Genomic DNA, 25009 nt, shown 5'->3' with positions numbered 1-25009 from the left:
CCGGCCGGATGCCGGCCGTCACTGCCGCCGCCACGAGCGGAACGCCCGCAGGTGTTCCGGCGTGACCACGGTCTCCAGTCGGTCGTCGTCCTGGTCGCCGCCGCCCAGTGCCGACAGCAGACGGCGGGCCGGGGTGTTGCGCGGCGTGCGCTCCGCAGTGAGGCGGACCTTGGCGCAGTCCAGTTCCTCGGCGCGGTCGGCCAGCCATTGCAGCAGCCGCTCCTCGACGCCCCGGCCGAGTGCACGGCAGCTCATCAGCCAGGCCAGGACGTCGAGTTGGTCGCCCTGGCGGTGCACCGCGAGCAGGCCGATCTGGCCGTAGTCGCCGAACCGGTCACGGGCCGCAGCCGTCCAGACCTCACCACGTTCGCGCCACCGAGCGACGTCGCCGCCGTCGGTGGAGCGGGCGCGGAGGGTGAACTGGTTGGTACGGGCGACGAGTTGCTCCGCGCGCTGGACATCGGCGTCGGCCAGGGCCCGGATGTCGACCTGCAGGTCCAGCTGGTCCAGGAACTCCTCGAAACTCGCCTGTTCACGGACGGCGTCCCGCTCCCGCTCCTGCTCGTAGAACCGCGCCCGCAGCCCGTCCTCGGCAGTCGCGGCGGCAGGGACCAGCGGCCACAACCTGCGCAAGAACCCCGGGAGTTCGGCGACCGAGGGGCAGGTCACCGACAGCACCTGCGGCAGCGCCGAGCGCATCTTGGCAATCTCGGCCGGGTTGTCGTCGAGGAACAGGAAGCTGTCCACGCCCAGGTTGAGCGTCCGCGCCACGTCCGCGAGGCGAGTCGGCTTCGGCCCCCAGGCCGCGGAGAGCACGCTGAAGTGCTCCGCCTTCAACGGGCTGTCCGGGCGGTCCAGTACGGCGCGGACCGTGTCCTCGTCGTTGTTGCTGACCAGGACGAGCAGCGCGCCCGCCGCGCGCCACTGCAGCAACCGGCGTGCCAGCAGGTCTCGCGGCCCGGTCAGGTCCACGGCCTCGGGGCCGATCTCCCCGGCCACGCCGCCCCACAGGGTCTCGTCGCCGTCGACCGCGACCACCTTCGGCGCCGGGCGCCGGACCGCCCGTACGACCTCGGCGAGGCGGAGCGCCACGGCTGCCTGGAAGTGTGGGGTGAACGGGAGGTGGGCCAGACGTTCGGTGCGCTCGTCGAAGCGTTCCTCGACGGGATGGTGGCGGGTCCACTCGTCGGGGCCGAGCACCGCGATGCCGGGCACCTCCGCCAATTCGGCGGCGATCTCCTCTTCCCACCGCCGCAAGCGGTCCTCACTCTGCGCGGCGGGCAGGAAGCCGACGATCAGCGGCTTGCGGGTGCGCTCGGCCACCGCACGCAGGGCGGCCGGGTAGGCGGTGCGCAGTTCGGACAGCAGGGCGTCGTCGACGGGGCCGAAGCGTTGCAGGTCCGTCGCCCTCAGGAGCACGACGCCCGCCGTCGTGCCGGGGTCGGCGAACACGCCGGACGGGTCGCGCAGGCTCGCCAGCACGTGGTGGTACGGGGCTTCGGCGACGGTCGTCGCGCTGCCGTCCCGTACCGACTCGTTGACCGCCGTTTCGCACATCGGCGGCAGGTTGCCGAGGGCGAAGGTGGCGGCGAGGGCGAGGGTGTGGGTGTGGGCCGGCGTCGGTGTCGTACGAACCGGCCCCGTCGCGTCCTGCGCCGTCGCCGCGAGCAGACGCACCAGCGCCTCCCCCAGCTCGGCAACGGTCGCCGCGTCCAGGATGTCGAGGTTGTGGTCGAGCCGGATCCGGCCCGCGTCCGGCGTCATGGTGACCATGAGGTCGAGGTCGGAGTAGCCCGTGCCCGCCGGCAGCACCTCCAAGCCGGTCAACCCGCCCGCGGCGCGTACGTAGTTGAAGTACACCTCCACCAGCGGCGCATTCTCCCGGTACAGGCCCTGCTGGGCGAGCACCGGCAGTACGTCGGAGAACATCGCGCCCTTGGTCAGGACCCGCTGCAGCCGCCCGTCGGTGCGGCGCAGCACCTCCTCGATGCGCTCGCCGGCATTTGCCTCGGCCGGGAAGGGCACCGGCACGCCGAAGAAGCCCAGGGCGTCGTACGCGTCGGCGTGGATGCGTGTGTCGACGGGCACGGCGAGGACGAAGCGTTCGAGCTCGCGCTTCCTGGCCAGCAGGACCGTCAGGGTGCCGAGGCAGAAGGCGGCCGGGGTCACGGCCAGACCGCTCGCGGCGGCCGAGATGCGGTCCATGAGCCCGTCGGGGATGGGCACGGTGACGCTGCCGGCGCGGTACGAGCGGGTGTCGGGCCGCGACCGGCTGAGAGTGAGGTCGAGGCGAGCGCTGCCTTGGAAGGCCCCGCGCCACTCGGCGGATTCGGCCCGGGCGTCGGCTCGGCTCCCGTCCTTCCCGTCGCCGCGCCCGTCGGCATGCTCGCCGGTCTGCTGAGCCTCGATCAACAGCGTGATGTCCCGGTTGGTGACCGTGTCGCCGAGCACGTTGCCGGACAGCTCGGCGTCGATCTCGCTCGCCACCAGCAAAAGCGACTGCAGGTCACTGACCGCGTGGTGGGCGCCGTACACCAGCATCTGGCCTCGCTCGCCGCCGTCCAGCAGCTCGAAGCGCCACAGCGGCGCGACGGCCAGGTCGAACGGCGGTTCAAGGACCTCGCGCAGCCGGTCGGCGGCGTCGAAGGAGACCTCGTCCGGGACGGCCGTCCACCGCAGCAGCGGTTCCGGCAGTTCGCGGTGCACCTGCAGCTCGCGGCCGCCCTCGCTCGCGGTGACGATGGCGGTGCGCAGGGCCGCGTGCCGTGCGGTGAGGCGGCCGAGCATGGCGGTCAGTGTCTCGGGGGTGGTCGGCGTGGTGAGGCGCACGGCGAGGCCGACGGCGTGGGCCGCGTCCGGCATGCCGGGCTGGGCGCTGCGCAGCAGCCGTACGACGTCGCGGGTCGCGGGGTGCAGTTCGGTCGCCGGTACCTCGGTGGTGTGCTGCGGCTCGTCGTCCTGTGCCGTGGTCCGCCGTTCGGGCAGTGCCGTGCTCAGGGCCTGGGCGAGGCCGCGCATGTCGGCGGCCGAGAAGACGGTGGCTGCGGGGAGTTCGACGCCGAGTTCACGGGCGAAGGCGTTGCGCAGCCGCACGAGCATGAGGGAGTCGAGGCCGAGTTCCTTCAGGGCCGTGGTGGCGGAGACCTGGACCGCGCCGCCGGCGACCTCGCCGACCCTGGCGCGTACGTATGCCTCCAGGCGTACGGTCCGCTCGGTGTCGGTCGTCGCCGCGAACACCTTCTTGACCAGGTCGTCCGTGCCGGGTGTACCGGTGGGGACGGTGACCAGGTCGGCCAGGATGGGGCGGGTGCGGGCCGCGTCCGGGTCGAGGGACAGCAACTCCCAGTCCAGGACCATGGGGGCGAGCTGACGGCGGGCGGTGCCGAGCACGCGCTCGAAGAGCTCGCCGCCGTCCTGCGCCGAGAAGGCGACCAGACCTGAGCGGCCGGTCTCCGCCTCGCGCACGCCGGACTCGGACACCATGCCCACTCCGGACCAGGCGCCCCAGTCCAGGCTCAGCGCACGACGGTCCGTGCGGGAGAGGTGGTGCGCCCAGGAATCGAGGAAGGCGTTCGCCGCCGAGTACGGGCTCTGCCCGGCGGAGCCGAGCAGACCGGCCGCCGAGGCGAACAGTACGAAGTCCGCCGCTTCCGGGGTCAGTTCGGTGAGCAGGGCGGTGCCCAGGACCTTGGGGCCGAGGACGCGCAGGACACGCTCGTCGGTCAGGTTGGCGATGGTGGCGTCGTCCAGGGCGCCGGCCGCGTGCACGACCCCGGTGATCGGGCCGAGTGCGTGTCGTACGGCGTCCAGGGCGGCGGCCAGTCCGTCGCGGTCGGCGACGTCCGCGCGCGCCAAATGCACGGTCACACCCCGCTCTTCGAGTCCCTGGATCCACCCCATGGCCTCCGTGGCAGGCGCGCTCCGGCTCATCAGGGCCAGCCGGCGGGCGCCGCGACGGACCAGGCGCTCGGCGACGACCCGCCCGAGACCGCCCAGGCCGCCGGTGATCAGATACACGCCGTCCGGGGTGGTGGCCCCGTGCCCGGCGTCGTCCGGGCGGGTGCGGGTCAGGCGGGGCACCAGTCGCCCGGTCTCGCGCAGTGCGACGAGCCGTTCGTCGTCGGCGTGCCGCAGCTGGGCCCACAGTGCGTCGACGCCGTCCGTCGGAGGGAGATCGATGAGGGTGGTCCTCAGCTCCGGGTGTTCCTGGGCCGCGGCGAGGCCGAAGCCCCAGGCGAGCGCCTGCTGAGGGTGCGTCACCTGCGTGCTGTCGCCCGCGGCTTGGCTGCCTCGCACGACGACGAAGAGCCGGGGCGCCGGTCCCTGCGCCCGCTCGGCGAACGTGCGCACCACGTGGAGGGTGCTCAGGCAGCACAGCCGCGCCGCCGCCTCGGCGCTACCGGCGTCCTCGATCGCGGGTGCGTCAAGTGCGGTCAACTGAACGACACGCTCGGGTGGTTCACTGACAAAGGCCTCGTCGAGGAGGCGGCGCAGATGCTGCGGGTCGGCAGGGTCCAGGACGTAGCGGCCGGGGCCCTCGGCGGCGAACTCCTCGCCCCTGCGGGCGATCACCAACGGCACCGCGGTGCCCAGCCGCTCGACGAGTTGGGCCGCCACGCCCGACTCGTCGGCCAGGATCAGCCAACTGCCCTGTGCAGGGGGATCGTTGGCGATCGGGAGGGGCTGCCAGCGAGTCTCGAACAGCGCGCCGTCCAGGGGTGAGAGCGCGGCAAGCTCGAACTCCTGTGCCTCCAGGAGAAGTTGATCCTTCTCGTCGTACAGCCGGAGGTCGAGCGTCGCGGTGTCGCCGGACACGGATCGCAGCTCGCAGGTGACCCACGCGGGCGTGGAGCGGAGTCCGGTGTGGCGGAGCCGGCCGACCCCGGCAGGGATGAACGCCCGTCCCTCGGGTGCGTCGCCGGGCAGCGCGGCCGTGTGGAAGGCGGCGTCCAGGACGGCCGGGTGGAGGAGATGACCGGCGGCGGGCCTGTCGGCCAGCCGGGCGAGGGCGGTGGATGGGGCCCGGTGGCCCGACTCCAGGCCTCGGAAGGCGGGGCCGTAGTCGATGCCGAGGGCGGCGAGGGCACCGTAGACGGCGGGCAGGTCGACCTGCTCGGTGCACTGCTCACGCAGCGCGGCGAGTGACTCGCCGGCCTCGACGGCGGGCTCGACGACGGGCTCTGCAGGCGTGACCGGCGTGACGGGTGTGACGGCAATCCGTCCGGAGACGTGGCGTTCCCAGGGAACGCGCTGTCCACCGCCGGTGGGCGCCGAGGCGATGGTGAAGTCCCGGAAGCCGTCGTTGGCGGGCCGCAGGACCAGTTGCAGCCGGGTCGGCCGGGACTCGTCGAGGCGCAGCGCCTGGAGGAACCTGACGTCGGCGAGCCGTACGTCGCCGCCATCCTGCACGGTGGACGCGGCTTCCAGCGCCATGTCGAGGAACGCGGCGCCGGGCAGCCAGACCTCGCCGGTGACCCGGTGGTCGGTCAGATAGGCGAAGCGGCTGTCGCGCAGGTCCACCTCGCTCTGGAAGAGGTGCCGGTCGGCTTCGTCGCTGGCCTCGACGTGCGTGCCGAGAAGCGGCGAGGCGCCCGTAGCGGTCGCCGGGGCGGGTGCGAGCCAGTGGCGTTCGCGGGCGAAGGCATAGGTGGGCAGGTCGGCACGTCGGCCCTCAGGGAACAGCGCCGACCAGTGGGGCGTGTGGCCGCCCGTGTACAACTCCCCCAGCCTGCGCAGCAGTACGTCGCGTCCGCCCCGCTGGCGGCGCAGCGAGCCGACGCTCACCGCGTCGATTCCGGCGTCCGCGGCCACCGCTTCGATGGACGCGCCGAGCGACGGGTGCGGGCTCAGCTCGACGAAGTAACGGTAGCCGTCGTCCAGCATGCGGCGGATCGTGTCGGCGAAGCGGACGGGCTCGCTGAGGTTGGCGTACCAGTAGGCGGGGTCCAGACGGTCTCCGGGCACGGGCTCCGCCAGCACCGTCGAGTAGAGCGGGATCGTGGTCCCGGTGCCCCGGATGCCGGACCAGCGGTCGAGCAGGTCCTCGCGAAGCCGGTCCATCAGCGGGGTGTGCGAGGCGAACGGGGTCGACAGCGATCGCGCCTCGATGCCCTGCTCGTCGAGGCTCCGGCGCAGCTCGGCCAGCGCCTCGCCGGTACCGGACACGGCCGTGGAGTGCGGGCTGTTGACCGCGGCCACGAACAGCCGGCCGGCGTACGGCGCGAGGAGTTCCTCGACGAGGGGCCGCGGCAGGTCCAGGGAGAGCATGCCGCCCTCGCCCGCGACCGGTGCGACCGCCTGGGCGCGCCCGGTCACGACGGCCACGGCGTCGTCCAGGGTGAGGGCGCCCGCGCCGTACGCGGCAGCTATTTCGCCCAGGCTGTGCCCGGCCACGGCATCCGCGGTGACGCCGAGCGAGCGCCAGGCGGCCGTCAGTGCCGCGTTCACCGCGAACAGGGTCGGCTGCAGATACTCGGTCCGCTCCAGAGGGGTGAACTCCTCCGGAGCGCGCAGCGCGTTGAGCACCGACCAGCCGACGTGTCGCTGGACCGCCTCGTCGATCCGGGTCAGTTCCTCGTGGAACGCCTCGGACTGGCTCATCAGGTCCAGGCCCATGCCGGGCCATTGACCACCGTGTCCGGCATAGACGAAGGCGACCTTGCCCGTCTGCTCCTCCCGGAACGGCGGCAGCGTGACCCGTCCGGCAGCCAACTCGCCCAGGACGGAACGCAGCTGGTTCGGGTCCTCGGCCAGGACTGCGGTGCGCCGCTCGAAGTGGGTGCGGTGGCGGGCCAAGGTGTGGGCGAGGTCCGGCAGCGCGGCGGCGTCGGTGCCCTCGGCGAGGTGACGGGCCAGGGCGGCCGCCTGTCCCCGCAGGCCCTCCTCGCTGCGGCCGGACAGGACGAACAGCCGCTGACCGGCGGGCGATTCGGCCGCGGTCTCCGGCACCGGCGCCTGGGGGGCCTCCTCCACGATCACGTGGGCGTTGGTGCCGCTGATCCCGAAGGCGCTCACACCGGCACGCCGTACCCGCTCCGCCGACGCGGGCCAGGCCGTCTCCTCCCGCAGCAGGTGCAGGCCGCTGTCCGTCCAGTCGACGTGACGGCTGGGCGTGTCCGCGTGCAGGGTGCGCGGGAGGGTCTCGTGCTGCAGGGACTGCACGACCTTGATCAGGCCGACCACGCCCGAAGCCGCCTGTGCATGCCCGATGTTGGACTTCAGCGAGCCCAGGTACAGCGGGCGCTCGCCGGTGCGAGTGGCGCCGAAGACCTCCGCGAGGGCGTTCGCCTCGATCGGGTCGCCCAGGGTCGTGCCCGTGCCGTGCGCCTCGACGTAGTCGATGTCGGCGGGCCCGAGGCGGGACTGCTCCAGGGCGCGCCGGATCACCTGCTCCTGCGCGGGCCCGTTCGGCGCGGACAGGCCCTGGCTGCGGCCGTCCTGGTTGACGGCGGTGCCGCGCAGCACGGCGAGGATCCGGTCGCCGTCCCGCCGGGCGTCGCTCAGCCGTTTCAGTACGACCATGCCGGCGCCCTCTGCCCAGATGGCGCCGTCGGCCGCATCGGAGAAGGAGCGGCAGCGGCCCGTCGGCGACAGGCCGCGCAGCCTGCTGAACTCGACGAAGGTCTGCGGCGTGACCATCAGCGTGACGCCGCCGGCGAGCGCCAGGTCGCACTCCCCCGCCCGCAGCGCCTGGGCCGCCAGATGCACGGCCACCAGAGACGACGAGCAGGCCGTGTCCACCGTCAGCGCCGGGCCGTTCAGCCCGAGCGTGTACGCGAGCCGGCCGGAGGCCACGCTCAGCGCGGAGCCGGTACCGACGTAGCCGTCCAGTTGGTCCAGGCGGGTGCCGGACAGGTAGTCGCTGCCGAACATGCCGACGTACACACCCGTCGTGCTGCCCGCGAGGTCGGCGGGCACGATTCCGGCGCGTTCCAACGACTCCCAGGCGGTCTCCAGCAGCAGCCGCTGCTGTGGGTCCATGGCCGCCGCCTCCTTCGGGGTGATGCCGAAGAAACCGGCGTCGAAGGAGTCGATGTCGTCGAGGAACCCGCCCTCGCGGGCGTACGACTTGCCCAGCGCGTCCGGGTCGGGGTCGTACAGCGACTCGACGTCCCACCGCCCCGCCGGGAACGGTCCGACCGCGTCCCGGCCCTCGGCGACGAGGCGCCACAGGCCCTCCGGGGCGCTCACTCCGCCGGGCACCCGGCAGGCCATGGCGACGAGGGCCACCGGCTCGTCCGAGGACAGCCCAGGCGAGGCCGTGGTCTCGGGCACGGGCACGGGCTTCCGGCTCGTACGGCCTGTTGTCGCCAGGGCGCCCGCCAGCAGGTACGCGGCGAGGCGGGTGGGCGTGGGGTGGTCGAAGAGGAGGGTCGCGGGGAGCTTGCTGCCGATGCGGGCGCTGATGCGGTTGCGCAGGTCCACCGCCGTCACCGAGTCCATGCCGAGGTCACGGAGCGGCTGATCGGGACGCACGGACTCCGCGGAGCGCAGACCGAGCGCGTGAGCGGCCTCCTCGCGGACCAGGGCGAGGACACGTGCGCCGCGTTCGGGCTCCGGGAGCCGGGCCAGACGGTCGGCCAGGCGGTGGCTGCCGGTCCGGGCGGAGCGGGGTGCGGGGAGCAGGGAGCGCCACAGTGCTCCCGTCGGGGCAGCGTTCCTGAGACGGGGCAGATCCAGAGCCCAGGCCACCAGATGCGGGGTGTCGCGCCGCAGGGAAAGCTCGGTCAGCTCGCGGCCCTGGTCGGGGGTGAGGGCGCGGTGGCCGAGTCGGGCCATCCGTTCCAGGTCGGCGTGCTCGGCGGCGAGCCCCTCGCCCGACCAGGCCCCGAAGGAGACCGAGGTGCCGGGCAGGCCCAGGGCGCGCCGGTGGTGGGCGAGTTGGTCGAGGAAGACATTGGCGGCGGCGTAGTTGGCCTGGCCCGCGTTGCCGACGACTCCCGCGGCCGAGGAGACCAGGAGGAAGAGGCCGAGCGGGTGGCCGGCGGTGAGCCGGTGCAGGTGAGCGGCACCGTCGACCTTGGGGCGCAGCACGTGGGCGAGCCGGTCGGGGGTCAGTTCGGCCATCACGCCGTCGGCGAGTACTCCGGCGCAGTGGACGACGCCACGCAACGGAGACGCGTCGCCGAAGCGCGCCAGTACGCCCGCCACGGCCGTCTCGTCCGCGACATCGCATGCGGCGACCTCGGCCTCGGCGCCGAACGTGGCCAACTCGGCGATGACTTCGGTCGCGCGAGGATCGGCAGCACCTTGACGGGACGTCAGCAGCAGGCGCGGGACGCCGTTCTCGGCCAGCACGCGGGCTATGTTGCGGCCCACCGCGCCGAGGCCTCCGGTGATCAGCACCGTGCCGTCGGTGGGGATCGGAGCCGCACGCCGGTCGGAAGGTGCGGGACGGGCACGGACCAGACGCGGCGCGAGCAACTCGCCTGCACGCAGGGCGAGTTCCGGCTCGTCGGCGTCGGCCACCGTGGTGAGCGGCGGCTCGTCACTGCCGTCCAGGTCGAGCAGGGTCAGCCCGAGGTCGGGGTGTTCGGTGCGGGCGCTGCGGGCCAGGCCCCACAGCACCGACTGGGCGGGCTCGGGGACGGTGTCGCCGTCGGCGGCCGCGATCGCTCCGCGGGTCACCCAGATGATGCGTGCGGGCGCCTCGCCGGACGGGAGGGCGATCAGCGTCTGGAGTTCGGCCAGGGCCGTGGCCGCCAACTCATGTGCCGTGGCGGCCGGTTGGATGCCGCCCGTCGGTCGGAGCCAGAATCGTACGACGGTGTCGGTGCCTTCGTCGGAGACCTGGATGCCGGCCGCGCGCAGGTCGTGCAGGGCCGCCGCGACGGCCGGGTCCGACTCGTCCCCGTGGACGGCCCATGCGGTGCCGGTCGCCTCGGCCGGCCGGTCCGGTACGGCCGCCGTCTGCTCCCGTACTGCCGTCCACGCCACCTCGTACAGGTGCCGGGCGTTCTCCGAGGCGCCGGCCAGGTCGGCCGGGTTCACGGCCCGGAGGCGTACGCCCTCCAGTCGGCCCGCCGGGAAGCCGTCGGCGTCCCACAGGGTGACGTCCAGCGTGAGGTCCGTGCCGGACCCGCCTGTGCGGCGGACGGACACGGTCAGGTCCGTCGTGCCGACGGGAGGCAGCACGCAGCGGGCCATCGCGACCGGCAGCAGAACCCGCTGGTCGGAGATGTCGAGAGCGGCGGCGACGTGGAGGGCGGCGTCCAGGAGCGCGGGGTGCACCGGGTAGGGGTCGGCCGTGTCGCGGGCGGCGGACGGCAGCGAGAGGCGGGCGATCAGGGTCCCGTCGCCGATCGCGGCGGCCCGTCGTACGCCCTGGAAGGCCGGGCCATAGCCGAGGCCGAGCCCGTTCAGCCGCTCGTAGGTGTCCTCGCGCCAGGCCGGTTCGGCGGTCTCGGGCCAGGTCGGAGGCTCGCCGGTCGGCGCGGCAGCCGGCTCGGCGGCGGAGGCGGTGGCGTGCAGGGTCCAGTCGGTGGCTTCCTGGCCGCGAGGCCGGCTGTGGACCGCGATCTCCGGAACCGTTCCTGCGGTGACCACCTCGACGGACACCTCTACCGTGCCGGTGCCGGGCAGGGTGAGCGGCGCGAGGAGGAGCAGGTCGGTCACGTCGGCAGGGATGTCCGGGCGGGCCACGGCGAGGGCGGCGCGGCAGAGCTCCATCAGGGTGGTGCCCGAGACCACGGTCCGGCCGAAGACCTTGTGGTCGGCAAGCCAGTCCGCGGTGGCCGGGGACCACTCGTTACGGAAGGTCCAGCGGGTCTCGTCCGCCGACTGGAGCTGGATGCCGAGCAACGGGTGCGCGGCGCGGTCGAAGAGGCCGGGGGCGGTCGCGGAGGCGACGGCTTCGATCCAGTGGCGCTGCGCGTCCCAGGCATACGTCGGCAGATCCGCCGGGGTGGGGTGCGGGACCAGGCGGCGCCAGTCGAGTCGCCGTCCGTGGACGTGGAGTTCGGCAGCGGCGCGGTCGAGGCAGGCGGGGCCGTCCTCGTCGCGGCGCAGCGATCCGACCGCGACCAGGTCCTCGTCGATCGTGCTCAGTGCGGTGAGCAATGAGGGGTGCGGGCTCAGTTCGACGAAGTGGCGGTAGCCGTCGGCGGTCATGCGCTCGACTGTGGGCGCGAAGCGGACGGGTTCGCGCAGGTTTGTGTACCAGTAGTCGGCTTCGAGTTCCTCGGTGACCGGCTCGGCCGTGACCGTGGAGTACCAGGCGACGGACGTCGGGTAGGTGATGACGCCGTCGAGTTCGTCGAGGATCGTCGCGCGGACCGGCTCGACCTGGGTGCTGTGGGAGGCGTAGTCGACGTCGAGGCGGCGGACGAAGACCTGCTGCCGGTCGAGGTCGGCGAGAAGGGCTTGCACGGCGTCGACGGCACCGGCGATGACGGTCGAGCGGCCGCTGTTGACGGCGGCGACACTGATCTCGCCGCCGTGGTCGGCGAGTCGGGCCTCGACGTCGGTGTGCGGCAGCGCGACGACGGCCATCGTGCCGGTGCCGGACAGCTCGGTCAGGGCCTGGCTGCGCAGGGCGACCACGGCCGCGGCGTCGTTGAGGCTGAGCGCCCCGGCGACGCAGGCCGCGGCGACCTCGCCCTGGCTGTGTCCGACGACCGCGTCCGGCCGTACGCCGCGGGCGCGCCACACGGCGGCGAGGGACACCATCACGGCGAACAGGACCGGTTGGACGACGTCCACGCGGTCCAGGGTCGGGGCGCCCTCGTCGCCGCGCAGGACGGACGTCACTGACCAGTCGGTGAACGGGCGCAGGGCGGCGTCGCAGCGGTCCAGCTCATCCGCGAACACGGGGTCCCGGTCGAGGAGATCGCGCGCCATGCCGGCCCACTGGGAGCCCTGCCCGGGGAAGACGAACGCCACCTTGCCCGCGGGGCCGGGCTGTTGAGGGGCGATGACCGACTCCACATCGGGCCCTTCTTCGGCGAGGGCTCGTAGCGCGGTGAGCAGCTCGTCGCGGTCGCTCGCCCGGAGGACGGCTCGGTGCTCGAAGTGGGTGCGGTGGTGGGCCAGACTCGCGGCGACGGCGGGGAGCGGCAACCCGGGCTGCTGAGCGAGGGTTTTGAGAAGGCGTCCGGCCTGTCCCCGGAGCGCGGGGAGGGTTCGAGCGGAGAGCGGGAAGAGAGTCGTACCGGGAAGGTCGCCGGGGGACTGCGGCTGCGGCTGCTCCTCGGGCGCCTCCTCCAGCACCACATGGGCGTTCGTGCCGCTGATGCCGAATGCGCTCACGCCGGCGCGTCGCACCCGCTCGGGGTCCCGTGGCCAGGCCTGGGCCTCGTCGAGGACGCGCAGGCCGCCGTGCGCCCAGTCGATGTGCCCGGTCGGGGTCTCGGCGTGCAGGGACGCCGGTATCCGCTCGTGGTGGAGGGCCAGCACGGTCTTGATGACACCGGCGATGCCCGCCGCGGCCTGGGTGTGGCCGATGTTGGACTTCAGGGAGCCGACGCCGAGGGGGCGGTCGGCGGGGCGGTCGGGGCCGAAGACGGCGGCCAGGGCGTGGCCCTCGATGGGGTCGCCCAACGGGGTGCCGGTGCCGTGCGCCTCGATGTGGTCCAGGTCGTGCGGCTGGAGCCCGGCCGTGTCGAGGGCGGCCCTCAACACCCGTTCCTGAGCGGGGCCGTTGGGGGCACTGAGGCCCTGGCTGCGGCCGTCCTGGTTGATCGCCGAGCCCTTGACGACGGCGAGGATCCGGTCGCCGTCGCGGCGCGCGTCCGCCAGCCGCTTGAGCAGCACGACGCCGCAGCCCTCGGCCCACACCACGCCGTCCGCGTCGGCCGAGAACGGGCTGCACCGCCCGGACGGCGACAGTCCGCGCAGCCGGCTGAACTCGACGTGCCCTCGCGGCGTCACCAGCAGCGTCGCCCCGCCTGCCAGCGCGAGGTCGCACTCGCCGCCGGCCAGGGCCCGAGCCGCCAGATGCAGGGCGACCAAGGAGGACGAGCAGGCGGTGTCGACGGTGACCGCCGGGCCCTGCAGGCCGAGGGTGTAGGCGATACGGCCGGATGCCACGCTGGACGCCGAGCCGGTGCCGACGTGCCCGTCGAGCTGGTCCAGGGCGGCCGCGGCGAGGTAGCCGCTGTCGTACAGGCCGATGTAGACGCCCGTGGAGCTGCCGTTCAGCGTGTCCGGGACGATCCCGGCGCGCTCGATCGCCTCCCAGCCGGTCTGCAGGAGCAGCCGCTGCTGGGGGTCCATGGCCGCGGCCTCACGGGGCGAGATCCCGAAGAAGGGCGCGTCGAAGCGGTCGATTCCGGCGAGGTAGCCGCCGCGCAGGGAGTACGCCTTGCCGGTGGCCTCCGGGTCGGGGTCGTGCAGCCGCTCGGTGTCCCAACGGCCCGGCGGCACCTCGGTGATGGCGTCCTCGCCCGTGCCCAGCAGCCGCCAGAGGGCCTCGGGGTCGTCGGCGCCGCCCGGGAAGCGACAGGCCATGGAGATGATGGCGATGTCGTCGTCCTGCCGCCCGGCCGCGCCCGCCCGGGTGGGAGCGGCGGTCACCGTCTGCGTGGGCCCTTCGTCGAACACCGCCCCGGAGAGAGCCGTGATGGTCGGGTGGTTGAAGACCAGAGACGGGTCCAGGGTCCGGCCCGTCAGCGTGGACAGCTCGGCGGCCAGGGTCACCAACTGCCGTGACCCCAGCCCGAATTCGGCGATAGGACGGTCCGGGTCGACGGCCGACGGGGTGAGCCCGGCCGCCTCGGCGACGGCCGACTCCAGCCAGGCCCGCACTCCCTCCGGATTGGTCAGGGACGGCTCGAAGGAACGCTTCGGCGACTCGTGCGCAGGCATGTAGACAGGTGTCCTCGTGGATTCGGGCAAAGGCTGTGGCCGTGGCCGTACGACGGTGAACCGTGCGGGTCAGCTCAGGACGGGCGCGTCGAGCACGGCGAGGGTGCCGCCCAGGTAAGCCGCGCGGGAGGCCCGGCGCTGGATCTTGCCGCTGGACGTCTTGGGGATGGTGCCCGGCTGGACCAGGACGACGTCACGCACCGACAGGCTGTGGGCCTCGCCGATCCCGCTGCGGATGACGTCGATGATCTTCTCCGCCTCGGCCGCCGCGTCCGGGGCGATCTCGGCGACGATGACGGGCTGCTCGCCGGCCGCTCCCCCGTCGCCCCCGGCCACGGAGTCCGCGGCTTCCAAGGCCTCCACGGAGAACGCGGCGGTGCAGCCGGGGCGCAGGGCCGGGTGGGACATCTCGGCCGTCAGTTCCAGGTCCTGCGGGTAGTGGTTGCGTCCGTCGATGACGATCAGGTCCTTTAGGCGCCCGGTGACGAACAGTTCGCCATCCCGCAGGAACCCGAGGTCGCCGGTGCGCAGGAAGCGGCCCTCGTGCCCGGCCAGCGTCGCGCGGAAGGTCTCGCGGGTGGCGAAGGCGTTGCGCCAGTAGCCCTTGGCGACGCTCGCGCCGCGCACCCAGATCTCGCCGATCTCGCCCTCGGGCAGTTCCTCGTGCCGTTCGGGGTCGGCGATGGCGACGGTGAGGTCGGGTCCGGGGCGGCCCGAGCTGACGGCCGCGGCGTCGGTCCGGCCGGCGTGCGGGCCGGTCTCGGAGGCCTGGAGCAGGGTGGGCGGGGTGTGGACCGTGCCGCCGGTGACCATGAGGGTGGCCTCGGCCAGGCCGTAGCAGGGGTAGAGGGCCTCGCGGCGGAAGCCGGCCGGGGCGAAGGTCTCGGTGAAGCGGCGCAGGGTGGCGGCGCGTACGGGTTCGGCGCCGTTGAACGCGACGCGCCAGCTGCTGAGGTCGAGGCCGTCGAGGAGTCCGGGTCCGGCGTGCTTGAGGGAGAGTTCGTATGCGAAGTTGGGGCCGCCGCTGGTGTGCGGGCGGTAGCGGCTGATCGCGTTCAGCCAGCGCTGGGGCTGCTGCAGGAAGTGCAGCGGCGAGAAGAGGGTGGCGGTCGCGCCGAGGTACACCGTGTTGAGGACGGGGCCTATGAGGCCCATGTCGTGGTACACGGGCAACCAGCTGACGAACATCTCGTGGCCGTACTCGGCGAGGACGTCCGGCGTGTGGCCCATGCGCTCGGTGATGACCCGCTCGTTGTCCAGCAGGTTTCCGTGGGTGACCATGACGCCGCGCGGGGCGGAGGTGGAGCCGGAGGTGTACTGGAGGAAGGCGACCGAGTCGGCGGTGAGGTCGGGCTCGCGCCAGTCGGCGGCCGCCTCGTCGGGGATGTCCTCGGTGGCGACACAGGTGATGTCGGCGAACTCGGGCAGGTGCTCCACCATGCCGGACAGAGCCGTGATCACCTCGCGGCCGCCCAGGATCACCTTGGCGTCGGCGTCGGCGATGAGTCGCTTCATCCGGGTGAGGGCACGGTGGTTCTGCGAACGGCCCTGCGGCGGGACGCCCGGGACGGCCACGACACCGGCCGCGAGACAGCCGAGGTAGCCGCAGATGAACTCCGGGCCGGGCGGATACAGCAGCATGGCGCGGGAGCCGGCCAGGCCGCGCTCCTGGAGCCAGGCGGCGACGGCGTGGGACCGGTCGGCGAGACTGCGGAACGAGATCTCCTGGATCTCACCGTCGCAGTCGCCGGTGACGAGGTAGCGGTACGCGGTTCGGTCGGGGTGGTGGGCGGCGTGCTTGGTCAGCAGATCGACCAGGGATCGAACCATGTTGCGAGTCTCACCTGTCTGGATCGGTGGGCGAGGAACTGGAGTTCGAGGCTCGGCCGCTGGATGGACACAGCAGCCTGATCGGTCCGGGCCCCCTTGCCCGACCGTTCGTCCCGACGACTCGCCGAGGAGCGACGACGCTGATCCGCCGACCCCTCACGTCCCCCGTGGCGCTTGCTACCGGCGAGTTGAACGATAGCAACTCCGTTCGGTCCGACGGGCCGAACGGGTGTTAACCCTACGTGTCCGAGCACAGCTCGTGCAGTGACGTATGTCGCACACCCGATCGCCGCATCCGGATGGAACCACTCCCGGACAGACGAAGGCCCGGACACCACGGCTACCCGGGTGCCCGGGCCGCAGCTGTCCGGGCCGTTGTGGTCGGCCCCATACGACACCCCCCGGGGCAGACAAAGGCACCAACTCCCGTACTCCGTAGGCAATACAGACAGTCTCAGGCAGAAGTGAGCAGAGCTCCGGCAGTTGCGAAATCAAGTATCGATCGACCGTGCGAGATCGGTCGATGACGGTGTGTACTGTGCTGCGAACGCCTCGTCCCACGGCCGCGGACCGAGCGCTGCCCGACTGCCCCGAACCGACTTCCTGGGGAACCGACTCGATGATCGAACTACCGGACCTGGCGACCGGCGGTCTCGCCGTCGGCATGCTGTCCGCGCTCGCCTTGGGCGGCGGGCTGCTGCACGCACAGCGCCAACAGGCCAAGCAGCGCGCCGAGATCGCCGCGCTGCGCCGCCAACTCGAGGGCGTACTGCAGGCCTTCACAGCCGAGGTGGAGCATCTGGCGGCGCATCGCCTCCCTGCCGCCGCCCGTCAGCTGGCTCACCCCCATGTCGCCGTACCGGGCCCGCTGCATCCGCAGACCGCGGAGTCGCCGCTGGGTCCCGCACTGGAGAACGTGCTGAACGGACTGCGCACCGAGCTGTCCACCCAGCGCACGCGCATCGACGCGGCGGCACAGGCCGGAATGCGCGGGGCCACACGCGAGATCCAGGCGGCCCTGTACCGGCTGCAGGACGCCCTGCGGCAGCTTCAGCAGAAGTACGACGACCCGGAGTTGGCGCAGACCCTGTTCCAACTGGACCACGAGAACGAGCAGTCACTGCGGCGGGCGCAGGTCGCGGCCGTGGTGTGCGGGGCCTGGGTCGGGCTCGCCCGGGAGGAGTCGCATCTGGTGGAGGCGGTGACCGGCGGCCAGGCCAGGCTCGCGGGCTACCACCGGGTCCGGGTCCACAACCACCTGACCGCCGGCTCCGCGCTCGTGTCCCACGCCGTGGAGCCCGTCGCGATCATCGTCGCCGAACTCCTCGACAACGCCCTGCGGCACTCCGCACCGGACACGGACGTCGTGGTCAACCTGGAGCACGTCCATCACGGCGTCTGCGTCACGGTCGACGACGCGGGCCTGGGCATGACCCAGGAGGAACGCGCCCGCGCGCAGCGGCTGGTGGCGGGTGCGGAGCCGATCCTCCTCACCGACCTCGGCGATCCGCCGCGCATGGGTCTCGCCGCGATCGGACAGCTGACCAGACAGTTCGATCTGAGCGTGGACGTGTCCTCGCCGTCGCCCTACGGCGGGGTTCGGGCGGTGCTGCGCGTCGAGAGCCATCTGCTCAGCCATATCGACCCCGGCGAGCGACCGCCCGCGGCGAGTGCGCCGCGCTCCACGCGCACGGCCTCCCGGGACGAGACACCCGTCGACAGCGGAACCCAAGCATCCGTCGGCGACGACCCCGGCACCGAAGCATCCGCCGACATCGCCCCGGGTGCAGAGGCGTCCGGCACCTCGCACGGATACGGCGCCGACCATGACGCCGACGCCTCCGACCCCGTATCCGGGCATCGGGCCCCGAGCGACACGGGTGGTCTGCCGCGGCGCCGGCGTCGCGCGCAGGTCGCCGCGGCGACGCGTGACATGCCCGCATCGCGGCCCGCGGTGCGCCGACCGGAGCGGGCCGCCGCCGCGCTGGGTGCGCTGCAGGCCGGTACCGCAGCCGCTCGGTCCGCTCCCGACGAGGACGCCGACGACGCCTCCACCGCCGTACCGAAGACCGAGCCGGAGAGCGAGCGTGCGGCGCAGCGGCCGACCGAAGCCGCGGCGAACGACACCGAACTGACCGACCATGAAGGGGGAACGGCTCGATGACCAGCCGCGATACGGGAGACACGGCGTGGGTGCTCGATCCGATCCTGCAGGTGCCGCACGTGGTCGCCGCCGTGCTGCTCACGCGGGACGGACTGGTGACCGGCTACACAGACGCGCTCAGCCGGCCCTCGGCCGAGCGGGTGGCCGCGATCACCAGCACCGTGCAGGCGGCGTGCCGTACGGCGGCAGCGGCGTTCGCCGACCGGGAGGGCGCCGAGGTACGGCAGGTGGTGATCGAGTCGGACCACGGGTATGTGCTCATCGTGCCGACGGACCACGGCACCTGCGTGGCCGCCTACGGGGACGAGGAGGTGCGCCTGGACCTGCTCGCGCACCGGGTGCACTCGCAGGTGGCGCGGCTGGGCGAGAAGGCGATGGCCGCCGCGCCCCGAGGCGGCGACGGCGACGCAGGGGCATGACGGGCCGCCGCGGCGGCCGTCCCCTGGTTCCCGCGTATCTGTCCACCGGCGGTGTGGCCCGGCCCAGCCGGCCCCAGCTGGAGCGGCTGTCGGTGCTCACGGGCACCGGCACCGCCGCACCGGCCGGTCTGCCGGCCGCCCAACTCGCCCTGCTGGACGCCCTGGACGCCGGTTCGCTGACGGTCGTGGAGGCCGCGGCGCTGCTGCGGCTGCCGGTGTCCGCGGTGCGTGTACTGGCGGCCGAACTCGTCGACCGGGACCTGGCGCTGGCCCGTGCGCCGATCCCACCCGCCGGACGCTTCGACCCCGACCTGCTGAAGAGAGTGGCCGATGGCCTTCGCGCCCTCAAGCACCACCCGTGACACCGGCGTCCCCGGCACCGCAAGCCCGGCCGCGGACATCCACCTGCCCGACACCGCCCGCGACCTGGTCAAGATCCTGGTCGCCGGCCCGTTCGGCGTGGGCAAGACGACCCTGATCGACTCCGTCTCCGAGATCCGGCCCCTGCACACCGAGGAGCCGCTCAGCGAGGCGTCCGCGCAGGTGGACGATCTCGCCGGGGTGCGGGACAAGACGACGACCACCGTCGCCGTCGACTTCGGCCGGATCAGCCTGCCCGGCGGGGTGGTGCTGTACCTGTTCGGCACGCCCGGGCAGGAACGGTTCCGGGCGCTGTGGGAAGACATCGCGTACGGCGCGCTGGGCGCCCTGATCCTGGTCGACAGCCGGCGGATCGACGCGTCGTTCGACGTGCTGGGGCTGGTGGAGGAGACGGGACTGCCGTACGCGGTCGCCTTCAACGCCTTTCCGGACGCGCCCCGGCACCACACCGAGGAACAACTGCGCGCCGCCCTGGACCTGGAGGCGGGCACACCCATGGTGACCTGTGACGCGCGGGACGCCGACTCGTCCGTGGACGCGCTGCTCGCGCTGGTCCAGCACCTGATCGACCGTCACGTTCCGGAGGACCGGTGACCACCCACTCCCCCGACATGCAGACCTTCTCGCGCTCCGCTCCCGTGCGGCTGTGGGAGGACGGCTTCGCGCTGGATCCGTACCGCTATTACGAGTCCCTTCGTGCCCAGGGCCCGGTCGGCTGGGCGGAGTTGGCGCCGGGCGTGCCGGCGTACGTCGTCACCGACCGGCGGGCGGCGCTGGATCTGCTGCACGACACGGACACGTTCTCGCACGACCCCCGGCCGTGGGAGGCCACGGTCGCCGACGACTCGCCGATCCTCGGCATGATGCGCTGGCGGCCCAACACGCTGTTCGCCGACGGCACGGCCCATGTCCGCTACCGCACCTCGCTGATCGACACCTTCGACCTGATCGAGCCGCACGACCTGCGGGCGCGCGTGCACCGGGCGGTACGGGTGCTGGTGGGCCGGTTCGGGCCGAAGGGCCAGGCCGATCTGGTGGCCGAGTTCACCAGGCCGCTGATGGCGCTGGTGTTCAACAGCCTCTTCGGGATGCCCGACAGCCAGAGCGACCGGCTCAACGCCGCCCTGGGCAAGCTGATGGAGGGCGGCGCCGAAGCGGCCGAGGGCGAGGCGGAGTTCGGCGGCTACGTGCTGGAGCTGATCGCCGCCAAGGCCGAGCGGCGGGGCGACGACCTGCCGAGCCGGCTCCTCGACCACCCCGCCGGGCTCACCCCCGAGGAGGTGACCTGGCAGGTGTTCCTCACCCTCGGCGCCGGGCACGAGCCGACGGCCAACCTGGTGTCGAACGCGCTCTCCCGCATCCTCGGCAACCCGCTGTACTACTCCACCCTCACCAGCGGCGCCCGCCCCGTGATGGACGCGGTGGTGGAGGTGCTCCATCACGAGACGCCGCTCGCCAACTACGGCATCCACTACGCCCGCAACCCGGTGTCCTTCCACGGCACGTGGATCAGGGCCGCGGTGCCGGTGGTCGTCTCCTACGGGGCGCTCGCGCACTTCGCCGAGCAGGAGGTCTCCGGCGGACGCCACCCCAAGGACGCCTCGCACCTGTCCTGGTCGGCGGGCCCGCACGCCTGCCCGGTCCGGCAGCACACGCTGCTGATCGCCACCGAGGCGATCGAGCGGCTCACCCAGTGGCTGCCCGACCTGGAGCCGGTCCTGCCCCGGGCGCGCCTGACCTGGCGTCCCGGCCCCTTCCACCGTTCGCTGACCTCACTGCCCGTCCGGTTCAGCCCTCGCTCCCCCGACCATCCAGGAGTTCCGTCGTGACCGTGACCGACCGCCTCGACCGCGTTGCCATCGACCCGTTCGGCGCCGACATCGCCGCCGAGAGCGCCCGGCTGCGCGCCCTCGGCCCGATCGTGCCCGTGGAGCTGCCCGGCGGCATCCCCGCATGGGCACCCACGGGCTACGACACCCTGAAGGGACTCATCCTCGACCCGCGGGTCAGCAAGGACCCCCGACAACACTGGCGGCTGTGGCCCGAAATTGGAGAACACCCCTCCTGGGGCTGGATCCTGGGCTGGGTCGGCGTGATCAACATGCTGTCGACGTACGGCGCCGACCACACGCGGCTGCGCAGGCTGGTCGCGCCGAGCTTCACCCAGCGGCGCACGGAGAAGATGCGGCCGCGGGTGGAGGCGATCACCGCGGAGCTGCTCGAAGCGCTCGACAAGGGCGGCGCGGACGACGCGAGCGGTGCGGTGGTCGATCTGAAGGCCGGGTTCGCCCACCCGCTGCCGATGCGGATGATCTGCGAACTGTTCGGTGTGCCCGAGGAGTTGCGGGAGGACACCGCCAAGCTGATCGCGGCCATCATGGACACCTCCGACCCGAGCCCGGAGCACGCCGCGTTCGTGCAGCAGCAGATCGGCACGGTGCTGGGGGCGTTGATCGCGCACCGCAGCGAGCACCCCGGGGACGATCTGACGACCGAGCTGATCCGGGTGCGCGACGAGGACGGTGACCGGCTCAGCGACGAGGAGCTTCTGTACACGCTGCTGCTGGTGATCGGCGCCGGGTTCGAGACGACCGTCAATCTCATCGGCAACGCGGTCGTCGCCCTGCTGACCCACCCCGAGCAGCTGGCCGCCGTACGCTCCGGGGAGATCGGCTGGGACGCGGTGATCGACGAGACGCTGCGGGTGCATCCGTCGATCGCGTCCCTTCCCCTGCGGTTCGCCGTCACCGACATCGAGGTGGGCGACGTGACCATTGCCGCCGGGGACGCCATCATCACCACGTACGCCGCCGCCGGGCTGGACCCCGTGCACTACGGGCCGGACGCGGACAGCTTCGACGTGTCGCGCGGGGCCGACGACCATCTGGCGTTCGGGATCGGAGTGCACCGCTGCATCGGCGCTCCGCTGGCCCGTGTCGAGGCCCTGACGGCGTTGCCCGCGTTGTTCGACCGCTTCCCCGGCCTGGAGCTGGCCGTCGGTTCGGACGAGCTGCGTCAGGTGCCGTCGTTCATCGCGTTCGGGTGGCAGGAGATCCCGGTGCGGCTGCAGGCCTGAACCGGACGCGCGCGCGGGGACGCGACCGGTCCCCCGTTCCGGTCGTGCCCCCGCGGGAAGTCGAACCTACGTCGACGGTGGAGGCCTTGGGTATCGCATCCGTGCCCGATGTGCCGCCCCGGGGACTCACCTGTGCACAAGTGAGTCCGGAAGGCCCGATTTCGGCGCGGGCAGGGCGGGCTGATCCAGGTCACCCAACGCGAGGTGGGCAAGGACGACCTCGTACAGGTCGCTGCCGCCGGCGAGGAGCTGGCGTTCCAAAACGGGTTCCGCGCTGCGGACGTGCTCGCGGACGGTCTGGGCGTGCACGCCGAGGGTCTGCGCGGCACGTTCGGCGTTGCCGCCCTCGGCGATCCAGGTGCGCAGGGTCCGGCGCAGGTCACGCGTGTCGTCCTCCAGGCGCGCGAGCACATCCTGCGCCCAGGTGCGCAGGGCGGGCCCGGACAGCAGGTCGCGCAGCGAGGCCTGAGCCGTTGCCGCCGAACCGTCGGTGTCGGGTACGTCCGCCAGGCTCACCTGGGTGTTGAGCGCCAGGTGGACCACGGCGCGGGCGGTCACGTCGGAGAAGTCCGTCCGCAGCAGGGCTTCCACGCGTTCCATACGGGCACGGACGGTGTTGCGGCTGACGCCGAGGACCTTGGCCGCGCTCACGGCCGTGAACTCCAGGCCCAGCCGGGTGGTGGCGAGCAGTTCCGCGCGGGTGTGGTGCGCGAGGGTGTCGAGCGGGTGCAGGACATTTGCCGCCCAGCCGCGCAGGGGCGCCGGGTCGATCAAACGCTCGGGGTGGGTGCGTTCGGCGTAGACCGCGGCCTTGCCGGGCCGGAAGTGCGCCACGGCCAGGGCGCTCACCGCCTGCCCGTACGCGGTGGCGATGCGGGCCAGGCTCTGGCGGGCGCTGCCGCCGATGAACGTGCGCGGGCGGGGGCCGATCAGCGTCCGCAGTTCCCGGGCCTCCGCCTCGCCCGGCGTGACGACGATGACGTGCTCGTCCACCGCCGGGCAGAGCACGACCAGCGCCCGCTCGCCCGTCGCGTCGATGCACTCCTCGGCGAGCCCGTCGCGCTCCTCCACGGTGCACTCGACGACGTAGACACACGCGGAGTCCGTGTCCAGCAGGCCGGGCCACAGTCCCGCGGCGACGCGACGCGCCGAGACGGTGTCCTCCACCATCAGCAACTGCAGGATCGCCAGCCGCAGATCGGACGTCGCCTGTTCGAGCCGGCGCCCCGCGGCGGTCGTCTCGCCCGCCTTCAGGAGCAGTTCGACGACCCGGACGGTGTGCGTGACGATGTCGGAGCTGCGCCGGTCGAAGGGGGTCTCGCGCGACACGGCGAGCACGCCCGCCGACGCCGGGTTCGGATACGACACCCGGACCAGACGCAGGTGGCGGCCCTGGCCCTCCCAGGCGGCCGACGCGATCCGCCCGGCGGCGACGGCCGCGACGAGGTCGCCGTCCAGGTCCGGCAGCGTGCCCGCGAGCAGCGCGCCCGTGTCGTCCTGCAGCGAGGCGGTGCCCTGCACGGCTTCGGCGAGCCAGGCGACGACCCTGCCGACGTCCCGTCCGTTCGGCCGCAGGTGGTCCAGCAACTCCTCCGCCCACGCGGAGGCCTCGGCGCACCTCGCCCCCGTCCGGCGGACCCCGTCCTCTCTGCCAGCCATGTCGGCCTTCACCTCGCCCTGCACGTCACTCACGGCATACCGCCCGGGACGTTACCTCACATGCCCTCATCAACACTGTGCCGGACGGCCCGACCGGCCGAACCGATACATGGACGCACCAGCTATTCGGGTGCCTGCGCAGCCGCATGGCCTCCAGGGCATAGGCTCGGTGAATGGCGAAGTACTTCGACGTGCACCCCGACAATCCTCAGCCGCGCACCATCTCCCAGGTCGCCGACAGCGTCCGCGCCGGTGCGCTCATCGCGTATCCGACGGACTCCTGCTATGCGCTGGGCTGCCGCCTGGGCAGCCGTGACGGCATCGACCGGATCCGGACCATTCGCCGCCTGGACGACCGGCACCACTTCACCCTCGTCTGCCAGGACTTCGCGCAGCTCGGCCAGTTCGTGCGGGTCGACAACGACGTGTTCCGCGCGATCAAGGCGTCGACGCCCGGCAGCTACACGTTCATCCTGCCCGCGACGAGGGAGGTGCCGCGCATGCTCCAGCATCCGAAGAAGAAGACGGTCGGCGTGCGCATCCCCGACCACGTCGTGACCCACGCGCTGCTCACCGAGCTCGGGGAGCCGCTGCTGTCCAGCACGCTGCTGCTGCCCGACGAGGAGGAGCCGATGACGCAGGGATGGGAGATCAAGGACCGGCTCGACCATGTGCTGGACGCGGTCGTCGACTCCGGGGAGTGCGGCACCGAGCCGACGACGGTGATCGACTTCTCGGGCGGCGAGGCCGAGATCGTGCGGAAGGGAGCGGGGGACACGTCCCGGTTCGAGTAAAGCCGTCCCCAAGTGGGCGGGGGTGCCGCGGCCCGTTTGTCTGGTGCCTGAAACCCTGTGAGCGACCCGGTTCCGCCGGGTCGGCGACGCGTTCGCCATGGACCGCTCAGAGAGGCAACCCCCATGACCTCCGTACAGGGAACAGACGTGGACGTCCCCACCGAGGACGGTGCAGCGGACGCGTACCTCGCCCACCCGGACGACGGACTTCCCCGCCCGGGCGTCCTCCTCTACCAGGACGCCTTCGGGCTGCGTCCGCAGCTGCGGTCGATGGCCGACCGGCTCGCCGGCGCCGGGTACGCGGTCCTGGTGCCGAACGTCTTCTACCGGCACGGGCGCAGCCCGGTGTTCGATCTGCCCGAGTTCATCGACCCCGCAACCCGGCCCGGGCTGTTCGACAGCATCGGCCCGGTCATGCGGGCCCTGACGCCCGAGCTCGCCGTGCGGGACGCCGGCGCCTATCTGCGCTGGATGGCCGAGCGGCCCGAGTTCGCCGACGGTCCCGTCGCCCTCACCGGCTACTGCATGGGCGCGCGGCTCGCCCTGCGCACCGCCGGTGCCTACCCGGAGCGGGTGGCCGCGGCGGCCGGATTCCACGGCGGGCAGCTGGCGACCGACGCGCCGGACAGCCCGCATCTGGCCGCCGAACACGTCACCGCCGAGCTGTACTTCGGCCATGCCGACGCCGACCACTCGATGCCTCCCGAGCAGATGGAGCGCCTCGCCGCCGCGCTCACCGAGGCCGGCGTCCGCCACCGGTACGAGGTCTATGAAGGCGCCCACCACGGTTACACCCAGGCCGACACCGCCGCGTACGACAAGGCCGCGGACGAGCGGCACTGGGCGGCGCTGCTCGATCTGCTGAAGCGGACGTTGTGAGCAC

Annotated in this window: 11 protein-coding genes; 8 read left to right on the top strand and 3 right to left on the bottom strand. The window is 72.8% G+C overall.

Going from position 1 to position 25009, the window contains the following annotated elements; all coding sequences use genetic code 11:
• Positions 1-18 precede the first annotated feature (18 nt).
• Positions 19-13803, bottom strand: coding sequence for an SDR family NAD(P)-dependent oxidoreductase (locus tag ACZ7M7_RS31395; RefSeq protein ID WP_472122634.1), 13785 nt, complete (start codon positions 13801-13803; stop codon positions 19-21).
• Between the two features lie 69 nt (positions 13804-13872).
• Entirely contained in the window at positions 13873-15633 is a 1761-nt protein-coding gene (locus tag ACZ7M7_RS31390) for a fatty acyl-AMP ligase (protein WP_472122631.1), read from the bottom strand.
• 619 nt (positions 15634-16252) lie between these two features.
• On the opposite strand from ACZ7M7_RS31390, the gene ACZ7M7_RS31385 reads away from it, so the two are divergent.
• Genes ACZ7M7_RS31385 through ACZ7M7_RS31360 form a run of 6 tightly spaced genes read left to right on the top strand, consistent with a single transcriptional unit; the run spans position 16253 to position 21673 of the window.
• A complete protein-coding gene (locus ACZ7M7_RS31385) occupies positions 16253-17797 on the top strand; it encodes an ATP-binding protein (protein ID WP_472122628.1) in 1545 nt (514 codons plus the stop codon).
• Complete coding sequence (locus tag ACZ7M7_RS31380; RefSeq protein WP_383606012.1) at positions 17794-18216, top strand: roadblock/LC7 domain-containing protein; 423 nt, start codon at positions 17794-17796, stop codon at positions 18214-18216. The genes ACZ7M7_RS31385 and ACZ7M7_RS31380 overlap by 4 nt, the downstream gene beginning before the upstream one ends.
• Positions 18213-18578, top strand: coding sequence for a DUF742 domain-containing protein (locus tag ACZ7M7_RS31375; protein WP_472122624.1), 366 nt, complete (start codon positions 18213-18215; stop codon positions 18576-18578). Before ACZ7M7_RS31380 ends, ACZ7M7_RS31375 begins: the two co-directional genes overlap by 4 nt.
• On the top strand, positions 18547-19191 hold the full coding sequence (locus ACZ7M7_RS31370; RefSeq protein ID WP_383625506.1) for a GTP-binding protein: 645 nt from the start codon (positions 18547-18549) through the stop codon (positions 19189-19191). The genes ACZ7M7_RS31375 and ACZ7M7_RS31370 overlap by 32 nt, the downstream gene beginning before the upstream one ends.
• Positions 19188-20426 (top strand): cytochrome P450 family protein, encoded by a 1239-nt coding sequence (locus ACZ7M7_RS31365; protein WP_472122621.1) that lies wholly within the window; start codon positions 19188-19190, stop codon positions 20424-20426. The genes ACZ7M7_RS31370 and ACZ7M7_RS31365 overlap by 4 nt, the downstream gene beginning before the upstream one ends.
• The gene (locus tag ACZ7M7_RS31360) at positions 20423-21673 is read left to right on the top strand and encodes a cytochrome P450 family protein (protein WP_472122618.1); all 1251 of its coding nucleotides are present in this window, start codon (positions 20423-20425) and stop codon (positions 21671-21673) included. Before ACZ7M7_RS31365 ends, ACZ7M7_RS31360 begins: the two co-directional genes overlap by 4 nt.
• Positions 21674-21799: 126 nt before the next feature.
• On the opposite strand, the gene ACZ7M7_RS31355 is transcribed toward ACZ7M7_RS31360, so the two are convergent.
• Positions 21800-23332, bottom strand: coding sequence for a helix-turn-helix domain-containing protein (locus ACZ7M7_RS31355; RefSeq protein WP_472122615.1), 1533 nt, complete (start codon positions 23330-23332; stop codon positions 21800-21802).
• Positions 23333-23505: 173 nt separating this feature from the next.
• Here ACZ7M7_RS31355 and ACZ7M7_RS31350 point away from each other — a divergent pair, with 173 nt between their 5' ends.
• A complete protein-coding gene (locus ACZ7M7_RS31350) occupies positions 23506-24126 on the top strand; it encodes an L-threonylcarbamoyladenylate synthase (RefSeq protein ID WP_383606030.1) in 621 nt (206 codons plus the stop codon).
• Positions 24127-24249: 123 nt separating this feature from the next.
• Positions 24250-25005, top strand: coding sequence for a dienelactone hydrolase family protein (locus ACZ7M7_RS31345; protein ID WP_472122612.1), 756 nt, complete (start codon positions 24250-24252; stop codon positions 25003-25005).
• Positions 25006-25009: the final 4 nt, after the last annotated feature.

This window comes from Streptomyces sp. NPDC111606 (assembly GCF_055656945.1).
This window is presented reverse-complemented; position numbering and strand designations above follow the sequence as displayed.

Excerpts from the sequence above, each read along its gene's own strand:
- ACZ7M7_RS31395 (WP_472122634.1), bottom strand. The coding sequence starts at position 13,803 with ATGCCTGCGCACGAGTCGCCGAAGCGTTCCTTCGAGCCGTCCCTGACC.
- ACZ7M7_RS31390 (WP_472122631.1), bottom strand. The coding sequence starts at position 15,633 with ATGGTTCGATCCCTGGTCGATCTGCTGACCAAGCACGCCGCCCACCAC.
- ACZ7M7_RS31385 (WP_472122628.1), top strand. The coding sequence starts at position 16,253 with ATGATCGAACTACCGGACCTGGCGACCGGCGGTCTCGCCGTCGGCATG.
- ACZ7M7_RS31380 (WP_383606012.1), top strand. The coding sequence starts at position 17,794 with ATGACCAGCCGCGATACGGGAGACACGGCGTGGGTGCTCGATCCGATC.
- ACZ7M7_RS31375 (WP_472122624.1), top strand. The coding sequence starts at position 18,213 with ATGACGGGCCGCCGCGGCGGCCGTCCCCTGGTTCCCGCGTATCTGTCC.
- ACZ7M7_RS31370 (WP_383625506.1), top strand. The coding sequence starts at position 18,547 with ATGGCCTTCGCGCCCTCAAGCACCACCCGTGACACCGGCGTCCCCGGC.
- ACZ7M7_RS31355 (WP_472122615.1), bottom strand. The coding sequence starts at position 23,332 with ATGGCTGGCAGAGAGGACGGGGTCCGCCGGACGGGGGCGAGGTGCGCC.
- ACZ7M7_RS31350 (WP_383606030.1), top strand. The coding sequence starts at position 23,506 with ATGGCGAAGTACTTCGACGTGCACCCCGACAATCCTCAGCCGCGCACC.
- ACZ7M7_RS31345 (WP_472122612.1), top strand. The coding sequence starts at position 24,250 with ATGACCTCCGTACAGGGAACAGACGTGGACGTCCCCACCGAGGACGGT.